Origin of the sequence: Fictibacillus sp. KU28468 (genome assembly GCF_026153615.1) — a bacterium.
GTDB lineage: Bacteria > Bacillota > Bacilli > Bacillales > Fictibacillaceae > Fictibacillus_C > Fictibacillus_C marinisediminis.
On the sequence record NZ_CP110666.1, the window covers coordinates 147322 to 167368 of the forward strand.

General features: G+C 44.9%; 20 protein-coding genes. 12 read left to right on the forward strand and 8 right to left on the reverse strand.

Annotation, left to right across the window (positions count from 1 at the left end):
- Positions 1 to 62: 62 nt before the first annotated feature.
- Positions 63 to 323, reverse strand: coding sequence for a hypothetical protein (locus tag OKX00_RS00795; RefSeq protein ID WP_265409037.1), 261 nt, complete (start codon positions 321 to 323; stop codon positions 63 to 65).
- A gap of 242 nt (positions 324 to 565) precedes the next feature.
- Here OKX00_RS00795 and OKX00_RS00800 point away from each other — a divergent pair, with 242 nt between their 5' ends.
- The 10 genes from OKX00_RS00800 to qoxD all read left to right on the forward strand — a co-directional run bounded on the left by OKX00_RS00800 (position 566) and on the right by qoxD (position 10927).
- The gene (locus OKX00_RS00800) at positions 566 to 1759 is read left to right on the forward strand and encodes a glycine C-acetyltransferase (protein WP_265409038.1); all 1194 of its coding nucleotides are present in this window, start codon (positions 566 to 568) and stop codon (positions 1757 to 1759) included.
- A 33-nt stretch (positions 1760 to 1792) separates the two neighbouring features.
- Positions 1793 to 2755 (forward strand): L-threonine 3-dehydrogenase, encoded by a 963-nt coding sequence (locus OKX00_RS00805; protein WP_265409039.1) that lies wholly within the window; start codon positions 1793 to 1795, stop codon positions 2753 to 2755.
- Between the two features lie 132 nt (positions 2756 to 2887).
- Entirely contained in the window at positions 2888 to 4114 is a 1227-nt protein-coding gene (locus tag OKX00_RS00810; protein WP_265409040.1) for a DEAD/DEAH box helicase, read from the forward strand.
- A gap of 23 nt (positions 4115 to 4137) precedes the next feature.
- Positions 4138 to 4812: a response regulator transcription factor gene (locus OKX00_RS00815; protein WP_062238143.1), complete on the forward strand. Its 675-nt coding sequence runs from the start codon at positions 4138 to 4140 to the stop codon at positions 4810 to 4812.
- Positions 4812 to 6062: a sensor histidine kinase gene (locus tag OKX00_RS00820; RefSeq protein ID WP_265409041.1), complete on the forward strand. Its 1251-nt coding sequence runs from the start codon at positions 4812 to 4814 to the stop codon at positions 6060 to 6062. The genes OKX00_RS00815 and OKX00_RS00820 overlap by 1 nt, the downstream gene beginning before the upstream one ends.
- Positions 6063 to 6150: 88 nt before the next feature.
- Complete coding sequence (locus tag OKX00_RS00825; protein WP_062238147.1) at positions 6151 to 6597, forward strand: DUF2231 domain-containing protein; 447 nt, start codon at positions 6151 to 6153, stop codon at positions 6595 to 6597.
- A 358-nt stretch (positions 6598 to 6955) separates the two neighbouring features.
- Positions 6956 to 7906: a cytochrome aa3 quinol oxidase subunit II gene (gene qoxA / locus OKX00_RS00830; RefSeq protein WP_062238149.1), complete on the forward strand. Its 951-nt coding sequence runs from the start codon at positions 6956 to 6958 to the stop codon at positions 7904 to 7906.
- An 18-nt stretch (positions 7907 to 7924) separates the two neighbouring features.
- Positions 7925 to 9868 (forward strand): cytochrome aa3 quinol oxidase subunit I, encoded by a 1944-nt coding sequence (qoxB, locus tag OKX00_RS00835; RefSeq protein WP_265409042.1) that lies wholly within the window; start codon positions 7925 to 7927, stop codon positions 9866 to 9868.
- A gap of 14 nt (positions 9869 to 9882) precedes the next feature.
- The gene (qoxC, locus tag OKX00_RS00840; protein ID WP_265409043.1) at positions 9883 to 10503 is read left to right on the forward strand and encodes a cytochrome aa3 quinol oxidase subunit III; all 621 of its coding nucleotides are present in this window, start codon (positions 9883 to 9885) and stop codon (positions 10501 to 10503) included.
- Complete coding sequence (gene qoxD, locus OKX00_RS00845) at positions 10496 to 10927, forward strand: cytochrome aa3 quinol oxidase subunit IV (RefSeq protein ID WP_265409044.1); 432 nt, start codon at positions 10496 to 10498, stop codon at positions 10925 to 10927. The genes qoxC and qoxD overlap by 8 nt, the downstream gene beginning before the upstream one ends.
- Before the next feature lie 68 nt (positions 10928 to 10995).
- Here the strand turns inward: qoxD and OKX00_RS00850 are convergent, their stop codons facing one another.
- Complete coding sequence (locus OKX00_RS00850) at positions 10996 to 11280, reverse strand: spore morphogenesis/germination protein YwcE (RefSeq protein WP_053356371.1); 285 nt, start codon at positions 11278 to 11280, stop codon at positions 10996 to 10998.
- Positions 11281 to 11671: 391 nt separating this feature from the next.
- On the opposite strand from OKX00_RS00850, the gene OKX00_RS00855 reads away from it, so the two are divergent.
- Complete coding sequence (locus OKX00_RS00855) at positions 11672 to 11908, forward strand: hypothetical protein (protein ID WP_265409045.1); 237 nt, start codon at positions 11672 to 11674, stop codon at positions 11906 to 11908.
- Positions 11909 to 11986: 78 nt separating this feature from the next.
- Here OKX00_RS00855 and OKX00_RS00860 read toward each other — a convergent pair whose 3' ends face one another.
- The 5 genes from OKX00_RS00860 to OKX00_RS00880 form a co-directional block, all read right to left on the reverse strand.
- Positions 11987 to 13261, reverse strand: coding sequence for a glutamate-5-semialdehyde dehydrogenase (locus OKX00_RS00860; protein WP_265409046.1), 1275 nt, complete (start codon positions 13259 to 13261; stop codon positions 11987 to 11989).
- A gap of 11 nt (positions 13262 to 13272) precedes the next feature.
- Positions 13273 to 14418 (reverse strand): glutamate 5-kinase, encoded by a 1146-nt coding sequence (gene proB, locus OKX00_RS00865; protein WP_053356373.1) that lies wholly within the window; start codon positions 14416 to 14418, stop codon positions 13273 to 13275.
- Between the two features lie 339 nt (positions 14419 to 14757).
- A complete protein-coding gene (locus tag OKX00_RS00870; protein WP_265409047.1) occupies positions 14758 to 16551 on the reverse strand; it encodes a DHA2 family efflux MFS transporter permease subunit in 1794 nt (597 codons plus the stop codon).
- 8 nt (positions 16552 to 16559) lie between these two features.
- Positions 16560 to 17237 (reverse strand): HlyD family secretion protein, encoded by a 678-nt coding sequence (locus OKX00_RS00875; protein ID WP_265409048.1) that lies wholly within the window; start codon positions 17235 to 17237, stop codon positions 16560 to 16562.
- Positions 17234 to 17683 (reverse strand): MarR family winged helix-turn-helix transcriptional regulator, encoded by a 450-nt coding sequence (locus OKX00_RS00880; protein WP_265409049.1) that lies wholly within the window; start codon positions 17681 to 17683, stop codon positions 17234 to 17236. The genes OKX00_RS00875 and OKX00_RS00880 overlap by 4 nt, the downstream gene beginning before the upstream one ends.
- 277 nt (positions 17684 to 17960) lie before the next feature.
- Between OKX00_RS00880 and OKX00_RS00885 the strand changes: the two genes are divergently transcribed.
- Positions 17961 to 19505, forward strand: coding sequence for a phosphodiester glycosidase family protein (locus OKX00_RS00885; protein ID WP_265409050.1), 1545 nt, complete (start codon positions 17961 to 17963; stop codon positions 19503 to 19505).
- 54 nt (positions 19506 to 19559) lie between these two features.
- On the opposite strand, the gene OKX00_RS00890 is transcribed toward OKX00_RS00885, so the two are convergent.
- A complete protein-coding gene (locus OKX00_RS00890) occupies positions 19560 to 19838 on the reverse strand; it encodes an alpha/beta-type small acid-soluble spore protein (protein ID WP_265409051.1) in 279 nt (92 codons plus the stop codon).
- Between the last annotated feature and the right edge of the window lie 209 nt (positions 19839 to 20047).

A 20047-nucleotide genomic window follows, 5' to 3' on the forward strand; every position in this document is an offset into this window, starting at 1 on the left:
TTATTATTTCGTATCCGCTGGCCGCTCCATGTTGGGCGGTTTTTTTTATTTTGGCTCTTTTTTTAAAGATTGTTGCATTGGGGACCTTTTTGTAAACGAGCTTCATTGACAAGTTGATTGGAGTGCAAGGTGCGAGACTCCTCGAAAATGAAATTCGCATTTTCTTCGTGCGATGTACCGCTGCCGAAGCCTTCCTTGTCCTGCGGGAGCAGCGGGACAGGTGAGACCCGCAGGCGCATGCGCCGGTAAGGCTCAGCGCACGCCCCGCGAAAGTAGGCGTTTACGCCGGTTAAAGCGAGCATCCCGAAACGTAAATCAACCACTCCCAAGAGCTACAAAGAAACAGCCTTTATTTTAGAATGAAATACTTCCGAAACGGGAAAGAAATACTAGACAGAGAAGTATGAATTTTGTCCATATGATGTAAACAAACTTAAAATGTGATAAAATATTTTTAGTGATAGATACTTAATAACATTGAATTATATCTGAATATTGTGTTTTTCTCACGTGTACATTTGTTCAGACTCACATAACATTTTTAAAATTTGAAAGGAGAGTATGTATGTCAAGTAATGTATTGGATCGCTTCCTGGAAGAAAATTTAGGTGATTTAAAAGAAAAAGGGCTTTATAACGTGATTGATCCGCTGCAAAGCGCGAACGGTCCGAAGATCAAAGTGAATGGTAAAGAACTGATCAACCTTTCTTCAAACAATTATCTTGGTTTAGCAACAGATGAGCGTCTTAAGCAAGCTGCCAAACAGGCAATTGACGAATATGGTGTTGGTGCGGGGGCTGTGCGTACCATTAATGGAACGCTTGAACTGCATGTAAAACTTGAAGAAAAATTAGCAGAGTTCAAACATACAGAAGCAGCGATTGCTTACCAATCCGGTTTTAACTGCAATATGGCTGCCATCTCAGCAGTCATGGATAAAAATGACGCGATTCTATCAGATGAACTGAACCATGCGTCCATCATTGACGGCTGCAGACTTTCCAGAGCAAAAATTATCCGTGTCAACCACTCTGACATGGAAGACCTTCGTACAAAAGCGAAGGAAGCAAAGGAATCTGGACTTTACAACAAGATCATGGTCATCACGGACGGTGTGTTCTCCATGGACGGAGACGTTGCCAAGCTTCCAGAGATCGTTGAAATTGCTGAAGAGTTCGATCTTATCACTTATGTAGACGATGCACATGGATCTGGCGTACTCGGCAACGGCGCAGGAACCGTGAAGCATTTCGGATTATCCGATAAAGTGGATTTCCAAATCGGTACGCTTTCTAAAGCAATCGGTGTTGTCGGCGGTTATGTAGCCGGTAAAAAGGACTTGATCGACTGGCTGAAAGTAAGAAGCCGTCCATTCTTGTTCTCTACTTCACTGACTCCAGGAGATGTAGCGGCTTGTACAAAAGCCATTGAAATTTTAACATCAAGCACAGAGCTGCAAGAAAAACTGTGGGACAACAGCAAGTATTTGAAACAAGGCCTTGAGAAGCTGGGCTATGATATCGGAAACAGTGAAACACCAATCACACCTGTTATTGTAGGGGATGAAGTAAAAACTCAGGAGTTCAGCAAAAAGCTGAATGAAGAAGGCGTTTATTCAAAATCCATCGTCTTCCCAACCGTACCAAGAGGCACTGGCCGTGTAAGAAACATGCCAACAGCTGCCCATACGAAGGAAATGCTGGATCAGGCACTTGCCATCTACGAAAAAGTCGGCAAGGAAATGGGAATCATCTCTTAATACAGGAACCGGTATAGATTCGGAGGATGTAACATGAAGAAGATATTCATTACTGGAGCACTCGGGCAGATCGGTTCAGAGCTGGTCATGAAAGCCCGTGATATATATGGCGCGGATAATGTTATTGCGACAGATATCCGTAAGACAGACAGCCCGGTCGTTCAATCCGGACCGTTCGAGATTCTTGATGTAACCGATGCACAGGCGATGGCCGGCATCGCTAAAAAATACAATGCGGATACGGTGGTCCACCTTGCTGCTCTTCTTTCGGCAACGGCAGAAGCGAAGCCACTGCTTGCTTGGAACTTGAACATGGGAGGTCTGGTGAATGCCCTTGAGGTGGCGAGAGAGCTGAACTGCCAATTCTTCACACCGAGTTCCATTGGTGCATTTGGCCCTTCAACACCGAAAGATCAGACTCCGCAGGACACGATCCAGCGTCCGACAACGATGTATGGAGTAAACAAAGTGTCTGGCGAGCTTCTTTGTGATTATTACTTTCACAAATTTGGCCTGGATACCCGCGGACTGCGTTTCCCTGGATTGATCTCCTATGTCGCCCCTCCAGGAGGCGGTACGACGGACTATGCGGTTGAGATCTATTATGAAGCCGTTCGAAAAGGCAGCTATACTTCATTTATTGATGCGGGAACATACATGGATATGATGTATATGCCGGATGCGTTAAATGCGATTATCAACCTGATGGAGGCTGATCCGGCAAAACTGCTTCACCGCAACTCATTTAACGTTTCTGCAATGAGCTTCGAGCCGGAACAAATCGCTGCTGCCATCAAAAAGCAGATGCCGTCCTTTACGATGGATTATGATGTGGACCCTGTTCGACAGGCGATTGCAAACAGCTGGCCGAATGCCATCGATTCTTCTGCTGCTGCAGCGGAATGGGGCTTTAAAGCTGACTATGACTTGGATAAAATGACAGCAGATATGCTGTTGAAGCTGAACGATAAATCGAACAACAAAGTTGCAAATTAATAGGAAGAAAAAAGGGAGCCTGAATACGGCTCTCTTTTTTAAAAGGTACATGTAAATCAATGCTGTTGTTGGGTTGAGTGTGAATAATATTGCTCTAACCAAGTAATTTAAGAAAAGGAAGGAGACTTGCTTATGGGTGGTTTTGAAGCTTTACAGGTGAATCCTCTGCTCCGGAAAACGCTAGCTGACTATGGGATTGCCCAGCCGACAATGATCCAGGAGCAGACAATCCCGCTGCTGTTAGAAGGAAAAGATGTGATTGCAAAATCCCAGACAGGAACCGGGAAAACGATGGCTTTTGCCGTACCGATGCTGCAGCGGATTGACCAGGAGAATGAAGCTATCCAAGCACTGATCGTGACGCCGACAAGAGAACTTGCTATCCAGGTGGCGGAAGAAGTAAAAAAGCTGAGCAGTTCAATGGGAATTGATGTCCTGTCCGTTTATGGGGGACAAGATGTTATTCAGCAAATGCATAAACTCGGCGGTAAGGTGCAGGTTGTCATCGCCACACCAGGGCGTTTGCTGGACCATGTAAGAAGAGGAACCATTGATCTGTCACACGTCTCCATGCTGGTTTTAGATGAGGCGGATCAGATGCTTCATATCGGATTTTTGCAGGATGTTGAAGAAATTATTGATCAGACACCAGAAGAGAACCGGCAGATGATGCTTTTTTCCGCAACGATGCCTTCTGAAATTGTAAACCTTGCAGGAACGTATATGAAAGATCCAGCAGAGATTACGGTGAAGAAGACACAAATCACCTTAAATGAAATCAGACAACGTGTTATTGAGACGACAGACCGCTCAAAGCAGGATGACTTGAAGCTGCTTCTGGAGCTGCACCGTCCGTACCTTGCTATTATTTTTTGCCGGACGAAGCGGCGGGTAAGCAAGCTGAATGAAGCTTTGAAGGAAGCGGGATACCAGGCAGACGAACTGCATGGCGATCTTACCCAGGCTAAACGGGAAGCGGTGATGCATGCCTTCCGGCAGGGAGAAATCCGCTACCTGATCGCTACAGATGTTGCGGCAAGGGGCCTGGATGTTGAAGGTGTGACCCATGTCATCAATTACGATATTCCTCAAGATACAGAAAGTTATATCCACCGTATAGGACGAACAGGACGAGCCGGCAGCAAGGGGCTTGCCGTGACGATGGTTGCGGCAAAAGACCGCAATTATTTAGAGTTGATCGAAAAAGGAATTAAGCAGAAGATACAAAAACAGCGGCTGGAAAAACCGGAAAAAAAGAAGGAAGGAAGCCGCTCTGAAACGAATGACAAGATGCAGAGCCGCCGTGCGGGTGCAAGACAGCAGTATCAGAAAAGCAGCAGAAAGCCACGGAGGCGCTGACAACCGTACAGGAGAAGGATCGCATGAAAATTTTACTGGTTGAAGACGATCGCCGTCTCGCACGGTTAATCATGAGGATGCTGGAAAACGAAGGGTACAGGCTGGTTCTGTGTGAAGATGGTGACACGGCATTTGATCGAGCGCTTGAAGAACCGTTTGATATCATAATCCTGGATTGGATGCTGCCAAAAAAAGAAGGTGTCTCTGTCAGCAGGGAGCTCCGGAAAGAAGGCTATCAGGGGGCTATTTTGATGCTGACGGCAAGGGATCAAGTGGATGACCTTGTTCAAGGATTTGATGCGGGGGTCGATGATTACCTTTCCAAGCCGTTTGAATTCAAAGAGCTTTTTGCTCGGATTACGGCTTTAGGGCGAAGAAGAAGCTTTTTATATGAAGATAACTGGGTGATGATCGGTGACCTGCAGCTTGATGTACAGCACCATATGCTTAAACGGGGCGATGAAGAAATTCAGCTGACGCCAAAAGAATTTCAGCTGCTCGTCCTGTTTGCCCGCCATAAGAATCAGGTGCTGACAAGGGAAAGCATCCTTCAGCATGTGTGGGGAGCAGACAGCGATGTGACGATGAACACGCTTGAAGCCTTCATTAAACTGCTGAGGAAAAAGCTGGATCCATCTGGAGAGAAAAAATACATTCAGACCGTCCGAGGCATCGGGTATCGAATGGAGAAAGAATAATGCTGAATCATCTTAGAAAGAAACTCACATGGAACTACAGCAGCTGGTTTTTTGTAACTCTCCTTATCGTCTTGGCCGTTCTTTATTTATTGGTAAAAAGCATGCTGTTTGAGACAGCAAATGAAGACATTCAGGACATCCTGCACTATGAACTGGCGAAATACAAAGATCAGGACGATACTCTTGAAAGAAAAGAGACCTCGCGATCGCTGTATTTTACTGAAACCGTGCAAAAGTTTCCTCATAGAGCAGCCGTACAGCCAAAAGGGAAGGAAGCCCAAGCTTTTCGCGCATTTGTCCGAGGTCAGAAGTGCTGCCGCTCAGAAGGGCAGTTAGAGAGCTTAAGCATGCATTCGAGGGACGAGATGCACATCATTTATGCCAGTGCTCGCATCGACAAAAATACCATGCTTTTTGTAGGAAAGAATATTAGCAGCATTCATGAAAAAATTGAGCATTGGTTCTTTTCCCTTGCCTTAATCGGGCTGGCCGCATTAATTATTTCCGTTATTATGGGAGATCGGCTGGCAAGAAAAGCGATGAAGCCGATCATTCAGAATATTGAAGGGAAAAAAAAGTTTATTGCTGACGCTTCCCATGAACTTCGAACGCCTATCAGTATATTTTCTGCCTCTCTTGAGGTTTTGGAACAGGAAGAAAAAGATAAACTTTCACCTTTTTCTCAGGAAACGTTGAATGAATTGAAGGATGAGATCCGCCATATGAACGGGCTTGTCGCCAATCTACTTACACTGGCCAAAGAGGATGCAGGGCAAACTAAGATGAACAAGGCGTCCTTTTCGTTTGCAGAGCTGGCTGAAAAGGTCATCCATCAGTATCAGCGGCTGCATGAGGGTAAAAGGCTGTTTGTCTTAAATATGCCTGATGACAAAATCCTGGTAGAGGCTGACCGGGTAAGAATAAAAGAACTGCTTCATATCCTCCTTGATAATGCCTCCAAATATTCAGATCCAGGGTCTTCTATATACATGACGGTAGAGAAGGAAGAAGGAAGAATCCTGAGCTTTACGGTTGAAGATAAAGGAGCAGGAATTCCAACAGAAGAAATTCCTTATCTTTTTGACCGTTTTTACCGGGTGGAGAAAGGGCGTTCCCGGCAGACTGGGGGTGCGGGTCTTGGATTGACCATTGCAAAGGTGATTACAGACCTTCATCATGGGACGATTGGGGCTGAAAGCGAGCTGGGAAAAGGTACGGCATTTACAGTGAAGCTGCCTATTTTATCGTAAAACTTTTGAGGAACTTCCGTTTTTTCAGCTAAAATTCAGTTTCTGCTTTTATCATTAGTTATACGAATACTAAAAGGAGCTGACCAGTATGTTATCTACACCGCTTCATCCTGTGCTTGTACATTTTCCGATTGCGCTGCTGATCATTGGAGTTTTGGCGCAGATTATTGCGATATGGAAGAAACCATTTTTTGATCAAATGGCGCTGTACTTGTTTTCTTCAGGTTTTGTTATGGGAATTGTAGCCTACATTTCCGGTGACGGAGCTGAACACTTCCTAAGAAAACAGGTCGGGCACAGCATCGAGAGTGGCGTTCAACCGCATGAGACGTATGCGCTCATCACCCTTTTCATATTTGGGGCAGTTATACTGCTTAAATTGCTACATCGCTTCCGCCTGATTCCGCCACTAATGCCGATCGTGCTTATTCTCTCTCTTGCAGGAGCAGTAACGCTTTCGATTACAGGCCATTATGGAGGAAAGATGGTCTATCATCCGGAATCGATAAAAACAACGTCGAACCATGAAGAATAAACGTTCCATGTGAAACATTTGTCATGATTTTAATTTAATCTTTAAACTTGGTTTAAGCTGTCCTTTTAAAGGAAATAAAGAATTTAGAACGGTAAAAAAGTCGCCGAACAGGCGGCTTTTTCATTTCGTACAGGGATAAATCGTGAAATGGAAGAGCAAGAAGTAAATTCCAAAAATATGAACATTCTTTGATAAATATGTGATAAACTAGTGAAATTTACATGAAGAACTTATGACAGTTCATAAAAGATGGTCTATTTTTGGGGGAAATTTGTTATTATGTGAACGAAAGCACAAACTTAGTAAGTTTACAGTGAGAAATCTCACATATATGTTTACAGGAAGGAAGGTGGGCCTAGTGTTTAAGCGGTTAAGACCGTTTTTTGCGTTAGGACTTATGCTGTCCGTATTTTTCTTAGGCGGGTGCAGCAATTATATAGTTCTAGATCCGAAAGGACCTGTTGCGGCTCAGCAGAAGGATCTTATTCTTTATTCTATAGGATTCATGGCACTTATTCTACTTGTAGTGTATATCCTGCTCACGGTGATTGTTGTTAAATACCGTGAAAACAGAAAAGATATGTCCAACTGGGAACCTGAACAAGAGGGAAGCAAGAAATTAGAAATACTCTGGACGGTTATCCCGATTCTTATTACAATCGCTTTGTCTATTCCGACGATTAAGACCATTTATGATCTTGAGAAACCGCCGCAGGCTTCTGCGCACCAAGAACCGATCGTCATTACGGCGACGGCAGTTGACTGGAAATGGATTTTCTCTTATCCGGAGCAAGGCATTGAAACCGTCAACTACATTAATATCCCGGAAGACCGGACGGTGGAATTCAAGCTGACTTCAGCAGATTCCATGTCGTCATTCTGGGTTCCTGCACTTGGGGGTCAAAAGTACGCGATGCCAGGTATGGAAACAACGCTTTATCTGCAGGCGGATCATAAAGGCAAATTTGCAGGTCGAAATGCAAACTATAATGGTGAAGGATTCACCCACCAGATTTTTGATGTGAATTCTGTTTCACAGACTGATTTTGACAAATGGGCAAAAGATACGAAGAGCAAGGCGCCTGAGTTGTCTAAAAAGCAGTATGATCAGTTAATGCTTCAAGGCGAAGCCAAGAAGATGACATTCTCATCTACACATTTAAAATGGGTAGATCACGCTAAAGATAGAGACTATGCAGTGAAGACCCGTGAACGCTTAGGAGTAGTTCCGCAAAACCCGCACGGTTCAAAAGCGAAAGATGCGAACAAGCCGGAACAAGACTCTCATGGGGAATCTCATTCTCATTAATAGAGGAGGCACTAAATTATGAAATGGGATGAATTTTTTGTTACCGGTGACCCGCTGATTTACGGTGCGGACGTTTCCATCGGTTTAACAGTAATCGGACTTCTATTTTATCTGACATATTTTAAAAAATGGCAGTGGCTTTGGAAAGAATGGCTCACTACCGTTGACCATAAAAAGTTAGGAATCATGTACATCGCTTCTGCGGTTCTTATGCTATTCCGCGGTGGTGTCGATGCATTGCTAATGCGTACACAGCTTGCTGTACCGGATGCGAAATTCCTTGATGCCCAGCACTATAACGAAATCTTTACAACACACGGTACGATCATGATCATCTTCATGGCGATGCCGTTCTTGATTGGTTTGATCAACGTAGTTATCCCGCTTCAAATTGGAGCACGTGACGTTGCATTCCCTTATTTGAATGCCGTAAGTTTCTGGACGTTCTTTATCGGAGCAATGCTCTTTAACATCTCGTTCGTTATCGGTGGATCACCATCTGCTGGTTGGACAAGCTACATGCCGCTTGCCGGTAATGAGTTAAGTCCTGGACCAGGGCAGAACTACTACTTGCTCGGTCTTCAGATCTCCGGGATTGGTACCCTGTTAACGGGTATTAACTTCCTGGTAACGATTTTAAAAATGCGAGCGCCAGGCATGACATTGTTCAGAATGCCAATGTTCACTTGGTCTGCACTTATTACTATGGTCATCATCGTGTTCGCGTTCCCTATTCTTACAGTAGCGCTTGCACTTATGACATTTGACCGTTTATTCGGAGCTCATTTCTTCACGCTTCAAGGAGCGGGGATGGATATGCTATGGGCGAACTTGTTCTGGCTTTGGGGCCACCCGGAAGTATACATCGTTATCCTTCCTGCGTTCGGTTTGTTCTCAGAGATTATCAGTACATTTGCCCGCAAGGTGCTTTTCGGTTACAAAGCGATGGTATGGGCGATGGTCCTTATCGCAGCATACAGCTTCCTGGTTTGGGTCCATCACTTCTTCACAATGGGCTCAGGAGCAGCAGTTAACACTGCATTCTCGATCAGTACCATGCTGATTGGTATTCCGACCGGTATTAAGATCTTTAACTGGTTGTTTACGATGTACAAAGGTAGGATCTCATTTACGACACCAATGCTTTGGGCACTAGGATTTATCGTAAACTTTGTTGTCGGTGGAGTAACGGGTGTCATGCTTGCGATGGCTGCAGCTGACTACCAGTACCATAACACGTACTTCCTTGTATCTCACTTCCACTATGTATTGATCGCCGGAACAGTCTTTGGGTGTTTCGCAGGACTTGTATTCTGGTATCCGAAAATGTTCGGCTACAAGCTGAATGAACGTATTGGTAAATGGGTATTCTGGTTGTTCATGATCGGATTTAACGTATGTTTCTTCCCGCAGTATTTCCTGGGCCTTGATGGAATGCCTCGCCGTGTTTACACGTACAGCGCAGCATCAGGCTGGGGAGATCTTAATATGGTCTCTACTGTAGGAGCGTTCGTGATGGGTATCGGATTCCTGGCCCTTGTTTATAACATCTACTACAGCTTCCGTTACTCAGAGCGTGAAAACACTGGTGACTCTTGGGGTCTTGGACGTACACTTGAGTGGGCAACAACGTCAGCTGTACCGCCGCACTATAACTTTGCGGTTACTCCAACTGTAAAAGGTTTGGATCCGGTTGAGACTATGCGACATGAAAACCATGATGTAACACCAAAACTCGCTGATATTAAACCGATTCATATGCCTGATAACTCAGGAGTACCATTTGCTATGGCGTCCTGCTTCTTCGTTGCAGGTTTCGGATTAGTGTTCGAATGGTACTGGATGGGGATTGTCGGATTGATCGGCGTATTCATTACCCTAATCATCCGCTCATTTGATAAAAATGAAGGTTACTATGTAAGTGTTGAAGAAATAAAAGAAACTGAACGGATTACCGTTTAAAGGAGGCGTGAACAATGGCACATGCAGAAGTACACGATCATAACACGCCTTTAGAATATCAATCAGAAACCGGGCGCTTGAATATTCTCGGTTTCTGGATATTCCTTGGGGCGGAAATTGCGTTGTTCTCTACGTTGTTTGCAACCTATCTCACTCTGATGTACAGAACTGCAGATGGACCTACACCACATGAGCTCTTTGAACTCAAAGGTGTATTGATTGAAACATTCCTGCTGTTGACCAGTAGTTTTACATGCGGTATTGCGATTCATGAAATGCGTAAACGCAACAGAAAAGGACTATTTGTCTGGATGATCATCACGCTCGCACTTGGGGCTGGATTCCTGGGCTATGAAATCTACGAGTTCGTCACTTACGTACATGAAGGTGCTGCATTAGGAACAAGCGCGTTCTGGTCTGCATTCTTCGTTATCGTAGGAACACACGGACTTCACGTAACAATGGGTATTGCATGGATTACCTTAATCTTGATACAGGTGGCAAGACGAGGATTGACGCCTCAGACGTCAGCGAAAGTCTTTATCTCAAGTTTATATTGGCACTTTCTTGATGTTGTGTGGATCTTTATCTTCACTGCCGTGTATTTGACAGGGATGGTGTTGCACAATGGCTAATCCACAAAATCAAGCTGTATCAAACGAACATGGCGGCATACCTTGGAAACACGTGGTTGGTTATATCCTGTCCATCGTTCTTACTGCATTAGCTCTATGGGTAACATTTAAAACAGGCTTTTCTAAACAAACCATTCTTATTATCATCTTTATCTTTGCGTTCTTGCAAGCGGCTCTTCAGCTTCTCATGTTCATGCATATGACAGAGAGCTCCGAAAAGAGCAGCTCGCTTACCAGCAAAACCCAGACAGGAAACATCTTGTTTGCTGCATTCATCGCGATCGTTATCGTTGCAGGTACTGTATGGGTTATGTCTGCAGGACATGCACATATGGATCATCACAAGATGGACCATGGCAAGATGGAGATGGATGGAAAGCATAAGATGGATGACGATATGGACGGAATGGACATGGATCATTAAGATCTGCCGGACGTCAGCACAAAGAAAGCTCCTTGCAGAATTCCTGCAAGGAGCTTTTTTATGGTTACTTATTTAGATTCACGGTAAATTTTACGTCGTTCTCTTTCACGACGGATAAACGGAATCGCATAGATTTTGAAAGCTGCAACATGAGCAAATACCACGTTGGCTACAAACACGATATTGAACAGCAGATGAGCCAGCGGATTCAAATCTCCTGCCAAGAAAAGCGCGACATAGAGCCACATGATCGCGATAAACGGAATCTGCCATAAAGCAAGCTTTCTATGATCGTGCCATAGGAATAGCGGAGTAGCCGTGGCCACGAATAGATATACAACATACACATCCATTACAATCAACTCCTTAAGTAGATGACAGCGTTTGCAATTGTGACGAAGTTAGGTCTGTTTTGTGAACATTTTGTTACATTTAGTATACCACGTTTTCAAAAATATACTACAGAAAATTTAGAAAATAGGACTATTTTCTATAAAAAATTCCAGTTGTACAGTTAGCCTGTAAGCTTTGAATGACGTGTGGCATAAATGTTTTGGGTTTTTATGGTTGAGAAAAAGTCTGAATAATTAGTTAGAATCAATTATTTTGAGTTAGAATCAATAACTGGTCCTTTTGGTTCAATTATCTCCTTCTTTCGTTCAATTATTCTCTCATTTGGTCAAAAACGGCAAAAGAGACGCTTTTCCTTATAAAAAAGGGGCTGTCCAAGAAGTCTGTAAGCTGTTGATTTCCGTTCCAGGCTGCTCTCTTTTACCGGCGCGAGCTCCTACTTTCGCGGGGCGTGCGGTGAGCCTTACCGGCGTGAACGCCTGCTTTTTGGTGCAAGCACCGGCGGGAGTCTCACCTGTCACGCTAGTCCCGCAGGAAGGAAAGCTTCGGCAGCGTTATATTGCACGAAGAAAATGTGAAGTTCATTTTCGAGGAGTCTCGCATCTTCCACTTCAATTAACTTTTCATTGAAGATTTTTCAAGCCAAAAAAGGGCTGCCTGAAGGTCAATTTTCGACTTTCTGGACAGCCCCTTTTATAGCACTACCGATTATCTGATCTGTCCGTCACCGGTCATGCAGTACTTTGTCGTCGTGAGCGCTGGTAAGCCCATAGGGCCGCGTGCATGAAGCTTTTGGGTAGAGATGCCGATTTCAGCCCCGAAGCCCAGCGCAGACCCGTCAGTGAAGCGTGTAGACGCGTTATGGTACACGGCAGCTGCATCGATGCGGCTCATAAAGATTTCTGCTGTGGCAGCGTCTTCTGTGACGATGGCTTCAGAATGCTTTGTACCGTAGCGGTCGATGTGTTCAATCGCTTCTTCCGTGCTCTCTACGGTTTTGATCGCGATAGAAAGACCAAGGAATTCTTCTGCCCAATCCTTTTCGGAAGCTGGAACAGCATCGGCGAAGGCAGAAACAACAACCTCGTCGCCATGAACGGAAATTCCATGTTCCTTCAGCACGTTCTCCAGCACAGATTGATACTCATTGAGCCAGTCTTTATGAACGATCAAGGTCTCTGCTGCGTTGCACACCGCAGGACGGTCGGTTTTCGCATTAATGAGTATATTGAGGGCTTTCTCCAAATCAGCCTCTTTATCAACATAAATATGGCAGTTTCCAACGCCTGTTTCAAGAACAGGAACCGTCGCTTCGTTCACAACCGTATTGATCAAAGAACCGCCTCCGCGTGGAATCAGTACGTCAATATGTTCTTTCATCGTAAACAGCTCACTTGAGGCTTTTCTATCTGTTGTTGCAATCAATTGAGCGGCATCAGCAGGAATACTGGTTTTAGCCAGCCCCTGCTGAATGACCTGGATAATGGCCTTATTGGAATGAATGGCGCTTGAACCGCCTTTTAAGACGATTGCATTGCCTGACTTTAAAGCTAAGCCGGTAGCATCCACAGTGACGTTTGGCCGTGCTTCATAAATCATGCCAATCACTCCGAGCGGTACACGTCTTTGTTCAACCCTCATTCCGTTGTCGAGGGTCCATTCACTGACAGTCTCACCGACAGGGTCATCCTGGCCAGCTACTTGTCTGAGTCCTTCGGCAAAATCTGCAATTCTTTCCTTTGTAAGAGAGAGTCTGTCCATAAAGGCTTGGCTGAAGTCCTTCTCCCTGCCGTTCTGCAAGTCTTTTTCATTTTCATTTAATATAAAGGAAGCCTGCTCTTCAAGCTCATCAGCTAATATGAAGAGCGCCTCGTTCTTATCCTTTTCACTCAGTATTGCAAGTTCTTTTGCGGCCTTTTGCGCTGCCTTCGCCTGTTCTTTTACATTGGTTTTATTTTTCACTTCAGATTCTAAAATACTCATCCAACGCCTCCTTAAGATAATAGTGGTACAGCTAACTGGGTGTGGCACACAAGATCAGCATTATGAATGGCTTCTTGCGGATCAACATCGATAATGTCCGCGATCTCGTCATTGGAATGCCCTTTAATCTTGATCAGCTGTCTTGAAGAATAATTGCTCACACCTAGGCCGATTTGTAAGCCGTCCAAATCTTTAATTCGCACAACGGCACCTTTTTTAAAATAGCCTTCTACATATTCAATGCCGTCGGGATACAGGCTTTTGTGTTCTGCAATCTCGTCTTTTGCTTCATTCGATACAATAATTTCTCCTTCAGGACCGGAATGAAAAGCAATCCACTGTCTTCTGACATCCAGGTTTTCTGAGTCGTCTTTTGGTGTAAAGTACGTTCCTTTAGCTGTTTCCTGAACCGCATTATAGATAATGTGGGGTACTGCTGCATCTCCTAAAAATGAAGGAATGCCCGATGCCATCGCAATCTTGACAGCATCTATCTTGGAACGCATGCCGCCGGTTCCGACCTCACTTCCGGACTCACCGGCTGAAGCTTCAATTTCTGGTGTGATCTCATATACTTCTTCTAAAAGTTTTGCGTCTGGATTGCTTCTTGGATCATCTGTATATAACCCGTCGATGTCTGATAAGATCAGCAGCTGGTCGGCATTTACAAGCCCTGATACTTTTGCTGAAAGGGTGTCGTTATCACCGAACTTCAGACGTTCAACGGTAATCGTGTCATTTTCATTAATTATAGGAACGATACCGCGATCCAATAATACATTTATCGTATTGCGCGCGTTGTTGTATCGTTTTCGGTCAGAAAAATCACTTCTTGTAATCAAGATTTGTGAAGCTGTATAGCCATGGGATAGGAATCGTTCAGAATAAGCTTCCATTAACAGCCCTTGGCCGATCGATGCTGCAGCTTGTTTTTCTGGAAGAGAAGTTGGTCTCGCAAGGCAGCCGAGCTTTCTGTAGCCGGCTGCCACAGCGCCAGAAGAAACAAGCAGTACTTCATGTCCTTCATCTTTAAGCATGACAATCTCGTCGACCAGCCGTTCCAATTTTCTGCGGCTGATTTCTCCATGCCTGCTTGTCAGTGAACTTGAACCGATTTTTACCACAATTCGTTTATTTTTAGTAGTAGATAAATTCAACTCTTTCACTCCTCATTTCCTCGTTTTTTCCCGTTCAATAAGCAACGGTTACGAGTATAACGAAGCTTCAAAATCGATACAACCGCTCATGCCGAGATAGTGCGGATACGGCCCAGAAAGAGAGAAAAACGGAGGATGCATGCTTTAATCGGATCAAAGGATGTGACAGGGTATGAGGGAATGGCAGAGGGAGAATTATGGAAGAATAAATCTTGCGGAAAATGCAAGAATCTGGGTGATTTTTAAAAGAAGCAGGCAAGCGAAACTCTTGACATGTAAGGGTTTTCATTCGTTTTCATAAAAAAAGCAAGCTCAATGGGTGAGCTTGCCTTCAGTCATTTATTTTGTTGGCGGGATGACCCGTTTGATGAAGAAGGAAAGGATGAGGGCGATAACAGCGATTCCGGTTGCGACCATAAACGAATCATTGATTCCGTCAATGGCTGCTTGTTTTGCTGCTGTTCCATAGATCACTTGAACCCCAAGTGAACTTCCTGCTCCTCCAGGTAATCCTGCCATCTGAGCAAGTCCTTGCCCGAGCGCTGAAAGCTTATCAGCGATGTATGGATTTGCGCTCGTCACTACATTGGAATAGTCCGCCATGTGATACTCCTGGCGGTTGGAGAACACGGTAACGAGAAAAGCTGTACCGAGTGACCCCGCAACCTGGCGCATCGTATTGGAAGTGGCTGTTCCGTGGCTGTTTAAGTACCGCGGCAGCTGGTTCATTCCTGCTGTCATGACGGTCATCATCAAGAAGGACATACCGAACATACGGGATACATAAAGGAAAAGAATATGTCCATACGTGGTATCGGTCGATAGATGGCTGAAACCCCAAGTGGTGATAACGGTTATGGTTAGTCCGACAATCGCCAGCGGCCTTGCTCCAATACGGTCAAAGAGCGCGCCGGAAATCGGAGACATGATGCCCATGATGATCGCTCCAGGAAGAAGTAAGAGCCCGGATTCAAAAGGCGTGAATCCTCTGATGTTCTGCAGGTAAATGGGAAGCAGGATCATGGCGGCGAACATGGCCATGTTGATGATCATGCTGATGACGGTCGTTAAGGCAAATACATCATATTTAAAAACTCTCAGGTCGAGCATCGGTTTGTCAGTCGTCAGCTCTCTATACGTAAAAGCGACAAGTGAAACGATACCGATGAAGATGCTCGAAAGGACGACGGTGCTGGTCCAGCCTTTATTTCCTGCTTCACTGAATCCATAGAGCAAGAATCCGAAACCGAGCGTGGAGAAAAGGAACCCCGGGAAATCGAACTTAGGGCTTGATTTCTTGATAACGTCCTTCATCCATGCAAAAGCAATAATAAGGTCGATCACACCAAAAGGAATAATGATATCAAATAAAAGTCTCCAGGAATAATTTTCAACGATATACCCGGAGAGCGTAGGGCCGATGGCTGGTGCAAACAGCATGGCAATCCCCATGGTTCCCATCGCCTGGCCGCGTTTTTCAATCGGGAAAACAGTAAGGAATACGGTCATCATCAACGGCATGATGATTCCAGCTCCTGCAGCCTGAACAACCCTTCCCGCCATCAGCATGCCAAAGGTGGCGGAAAGCGAGCAGATGACCGCTCCGGCTGTAAAAAGGAACATAGCGGTAATAAATAGCGTCCGTGTCCCAAACTTTTCAATAAGATAAGCGGTAATCGGTATACATACACCATTAACGAGCATATAGCCTGTTGTAATCCATTGCACCGTGTTGGCAGAGACGTTCAAGTCGTTCATGATGTGGGGAATGGCTACATTCAGCAAGGTTTGGTTCAAGATGGCGATGAAGGCACCGAGCATAAGAACCGTAAGTATCTTGCCAACGTGAATCGGCTCATCTTTTTTACCGCTTTCCGTCCGCTGAAGCGAGCGCTCTTCTGTATGCTTTTCTGCAGCAGATGTTACATACTCAAGTGCAGGCTCGGAAACGGCTGTATCCTCAAGTGTTTCATCAATGAGGACGTTGGACTCATCCGGATGGCCCGTAGCCCTTTCCGAGATCAGTTCGGTCTCTTCGCCCAGTTTTTTGCGTTTTGAGCGGATGGCCATATAGTTAACGGTCAGCAAAAGTATAACGCATAGGATGGCGTAGCCTGTTAAATAGATTGACATCATATCACCTACTTGTGAATCCGTACGGTTACATTCATTCCAGGTACAATATCCAGTCCTTGATAGCTGTCTAATGAGATTTTAACTGGGATAACTTGAGTTACTTTTGTATAGTTCGCTGTGTTGTTTGAGTTTGGCAATAAAGAAAATGTATTGGCAGTAGCCAGGCCGATTTTTTTCACTTCTCCAGAAAGTGTATTGTCCGGATAAGAATCCACGTACACATCTACCTCCTGGCCAACCTTAACATCATTAATGTCCGTTTCTTTCACATTTGCTGTTACCCAAAGGCTTCTTAAATCATAAACATGCGCCAGCGGTGTTCCGGCTGCAACAAAAGAATCTTCAACTGCGGATTGCTGTACGACTGTTCCATCCTTTGGAAGAGTGATTTTGACCTTTGACATTCCTGCAGCTGCAGGGGTTGCTCCAGCTCCGGCTGAAGGTGCAGCAGAGATTGTACCGATTTCTTCGCCTTTATTAAATTCCTTTCCGAGGGAGCCTTTCCAATCGGTTAGTTTTCCATTAGCTGGTGCTGCAATCGTGACCTGTTCTCCTGCGATTTGGGCATTATCTGTTTTGATATAAGAAACGGATTGATTGTAGTAATAATAAGCTGCAATTCCGCCCCCAACTAAAATCAATAAAATTATTACGTTTAGTACAGCTAAACGTTTCATGTTCATTCCTGATTTTCCTCCTTGGTTGTCAATACGTCCAGTACTTGATGATGAATCCTGAGTAAATGGTCCTTATCTTCTTGCGGCATATCCGTCAATTCCATAATTTTTTTGGTAAAAAGAGAATTATTTCCAGTTGCTTCCTGAAGCTTTTCTTCCCCTTTTTTCGTGAGCTTAAGTGTGATGGCCCTTCGATCGGCAGAAGAAGTATGTCTTTCTAATAGTTCATGAGCGACAAGGCGGTCTACCACTCCGCTCATCGTGCTGTTGGTCAGCTTTAAGCCGCCTGCAAGCTCTCTCAAACCTAATTCAGGTGTAAGACGGATCTTGTACAGCGCTTTGAGCTGTACAACGGTCAAGCCAGCCCGGTCAGCATCTTCCTTCATTAACGAATAGAGTGCTTTTTGTATTTGTATAAAGGAATCCAGCAGCTCATTATTGAGCAGATTCATTCCACTGTCGTCCCCTCTTTCTAATAATGTTAACAGTTTGCATTGTAAATAGTTCGCATACAAACTATTTATGCACAAAGATTATAATAAATGCACAAGATTAATTTTGTCAATATAAAACTGCCATTACAAAATTTATTTTGCCATTCGATTAGACTTAATACTCTTCTGCCTTCATTTACCTAATCATTTACAACTTCTATAAATGGCTGTAACTCCTTCAACATATAGTTGAGTTATTGTTGCGTTGAATCAATAAAAATTGGAGGTATGGCTTTTGAAACACAAAACGATTTTATCTTCCTGTTTCCAGGCATTCGTGGCTGTATCGATGTTGAGCACGATGATCCCTGGACACACGGTTCATGCAGAAGAACATTTTTCCCAGCCAAAAACCAAGCATACCGAACAGCTTCAGAAGGGTCTGGCTTACACCCATGCTGTTTATGGGGAAAATAACCCCAATGCTGAATATATGGTGGATGCAGCCTTTACCAAAACAAAGAAAGAAGCCGATGAGCTTCGGAATGAACTTGCCGGCAAGGGTTATGCTGCATCAGTAAAAACGGTGGCCGAGCGGGCGCAGGATGATCCTTTGCGCGGGACGCCGCTCGGTTATCTTGTACGGACCGGGCCTTTTCAAAAGGAAACGGACGCAAAATCTGAACAAAAGAAGCTGGTTTCTGCAGGCTATAACCAATCAAAGGTCGTCTACATACCCGAAGATGGCGAAGAGGCTTCCGGGCCATGGACAGTCAGTGTCCTTGAGGTATCTCCTGAAAAGTGGAGGGGAGAGATGGAGCCATCATTAGCAAACGGCATTGTGCCAGGCAGGGAAAAGCTGACGGATATGGCTGCCAAAAAGAAGGCTATTGCCGGCATTAATGGAGGATACTTTGTGATGGGATCGCAGGATGGAACTGAAGGCGATTTAGCTGGAGTTTCTGTCATTAACGGTGAGCTGATCAGTGAGGCGGTTAAGGGAAGAACGAGCCTGCTTATCGGCAAAGACAATACGTCTAAAATTTCCTCGGTCCATACTAAGTTAACGGTTAAAGGTACAAAAGGCATGCCGGCTGAACTGGATGGTTTAAACAGGGATCCCGGACGTATCCGTGGATGCGGCGGCGTGGGTGATCTTGAAACTACACTTCCTAAACACGATTTTACGTGTACAGATGAGGACGAACTGATTCAATACAATTCTGTTTTCGGAAAAAGGGCTCCAGAAGGTCCGGGAGCTGAAGCTGTTATGGACAGTACGGGAAGAGTGGTGGCTGTCCATAAGTCACGGGGAGCTGATATTCCGTTTGGGGGCTCTGTTGTTGCAGGAACGGGCCAATCTGCGGCTTGGCTTCAGGAACATGCTATTATCGGTAATAAACTTTACGTTGGGAAAATGGTCTTTGCAGATAACAAACCTGTCCCCGCGTCTAAAAAAATGGGCATCATCAATGGTGGCCCACGATTGCTGAAAAACGGAAAGGTAATTATAGATGCTACAAAAGAAGGGTTTCATCAGCCCGATGATCCTGAATTCTTTTATCGTTTCGGTGAGCGGCGAAATCCAAGAACCATTGCGGGCATTAAGCCGAACGGTAATATCCTGCTCGTCACGGTTGATGGGCGGAGTCCTGGATACAGCATCGGCATGAATTTTGACGAAGAAGCCCAGTTGATGAAATCACTGGGAGCTGTTGATGCGCTAAACTTGGATGGCGGCGGATCGACGGGCATGGTCATGAACAGCCAGCTCGTTACCGATCCATCCGATGCAGCGGGTGAACGCCCGATTGGGGATGGAATTTTGCTTGTTCCTTAATATAAAAAAGGCTGGACGCGTGGCAGTTTGTTTGAATGCCGTGCGCCAGCCTTTTTAATGCTGTTTGTTAAGATGCTGCTTCGCCTGCCGGATCAATTCGCTGACCATCCGGCCGCCGATCTGTCCGCCCACTGTGCCAGCTTGTTTTGCCGTAAGCTGTCCGTTGTAATCATTCTGAAGCGGGACGTTGACATCCTTTGCTACTTCAAATTTAACAGCGTCAGGCTGTGACGGATCCACTTGATAGCCAACATCCCTCATCACCTGGGCTTTTAATTGATCCAATGCTTCTCTTGCTTCAGGAACAAGCGGCCTTCGACTTCTTCTAGCCATGATTTTCCCTCCAGTTTCGTCGTACTTACGGTTAGTTTGCCCATTTATAGGAAGATAAACCGCTGGAAGGGATTGCGGACGACTGATCGGGGTGGCTTACTTGCGAGAATATAGACTTTACTTGCGATTTTGCTCCATTTACTTGCATAGCACGTCATTTTCATAATAACGTTTAATGCCAAAATCCAGCGCTTTTCTGGCCTAACCGA

Bases quoted from the DNA above. Each gene is read 5' to 3' on its own strand.
- OKX00_RS00800 (WP_265409038.1), top strand. From the start codon at position 566: ATGTCAAGTAATGTATTGGATCGCTTCCTGGAAGAAAATTTAGGTGAT.
- OKX00_RS00805 (WP_265409039.1), top strand. From the start codon at position 1,793: ATGAAGAAGATATTCATTACTGGAGCACTCGGGCAGATCGGTTCAGAG.
- OKX00_RS00810 (WP_265409040.1), top strand. From the start codon at position 2,888: ATGGGTGGTTTTGAAGCTTTACAGGTGAATCCTCTGCTCCGGAAAACG.
- OKX00_RS00815 (WP_062238143.1), top strand. From the start codon at position 4,138: ATGAAAATTTTACTGGTTGAAGACGATCGCCGTCTCGCACGGTTAATC.
- OKX00_RS00820 (WP_265409041.1), top strand. From the start codon at position 4,812: ATGCTGAATCATCTTAGAAAGAAACTCACATGGAACTACAGCAGCTGG.
- OKX00_RS00825 (WP_062238147.1), top strand. From the start codon at position 6,151: ATGTTATCTACACCGCTTCATCCTGTGCTTGTACATTTTCCGATTGCG.
- qoxB (WP_265409042.1), top strand. From the start codon at position 7,925: ATGAAATGGGATGAATTTTTTGTTACCGGTGACCCGCTGATTTACGGT.
- qoxC (WP_265409043.1), top strand. From the start codon at position 9,883: ATGGCACATGCAGAAGTACACGATCATAACACGCCTTTAGAATATCAA.
- qoxD (WP_265409044.1), top strand. From the start codon at position 10,496: ATGGCTAATCCACAAAATCAAGCTGTATCAAACGAACATGGCGGCATA.
- OKX00_RS00850 (WP_053356371.1), bottom strand. From the start codon at position 11,280: ATGGATGTGTATGTTGTATATCTATTCGTGGCCACGGCTACTCCGCTA.
- OKX00_RS00860 (WP_265409046.1), bottom strand. From the start codon at position 13,261: ATGAGTATTTTAGAATCTGAAGTGAAAAATAAAACCAATGTAAAAGAA.
- OKX00_RS00870 (WP_265409047.1), bottom strand. From the start codon at position 16,551: ATGTCAATCTATTTAACAGGCTACGCCATCCTATGCGTTATACTTTTG.
- OKX00_RS00875 (WP_265409048.1), bottom strand. From the start codon at position 17,237: ATGAACATGAAACGTTTAGCTGTACTAAACGTAATAATTTTATTGATT.
- OKX00_RS00880 (WP_265409049.1), bottom strand. From the start codon at position 17,683: ATGAATCTGCTCAATAATGAGCTGCTGGATTCCTTTATACAAATACAA.
- OKX00_RS00890 (WP_265409051.1), bottom strand. From the start codon at position 19,838: ATGGCTAGAAGAAGTCGAAGGCCGCTTGTTCCTGAAGCAAGAGAAGCA.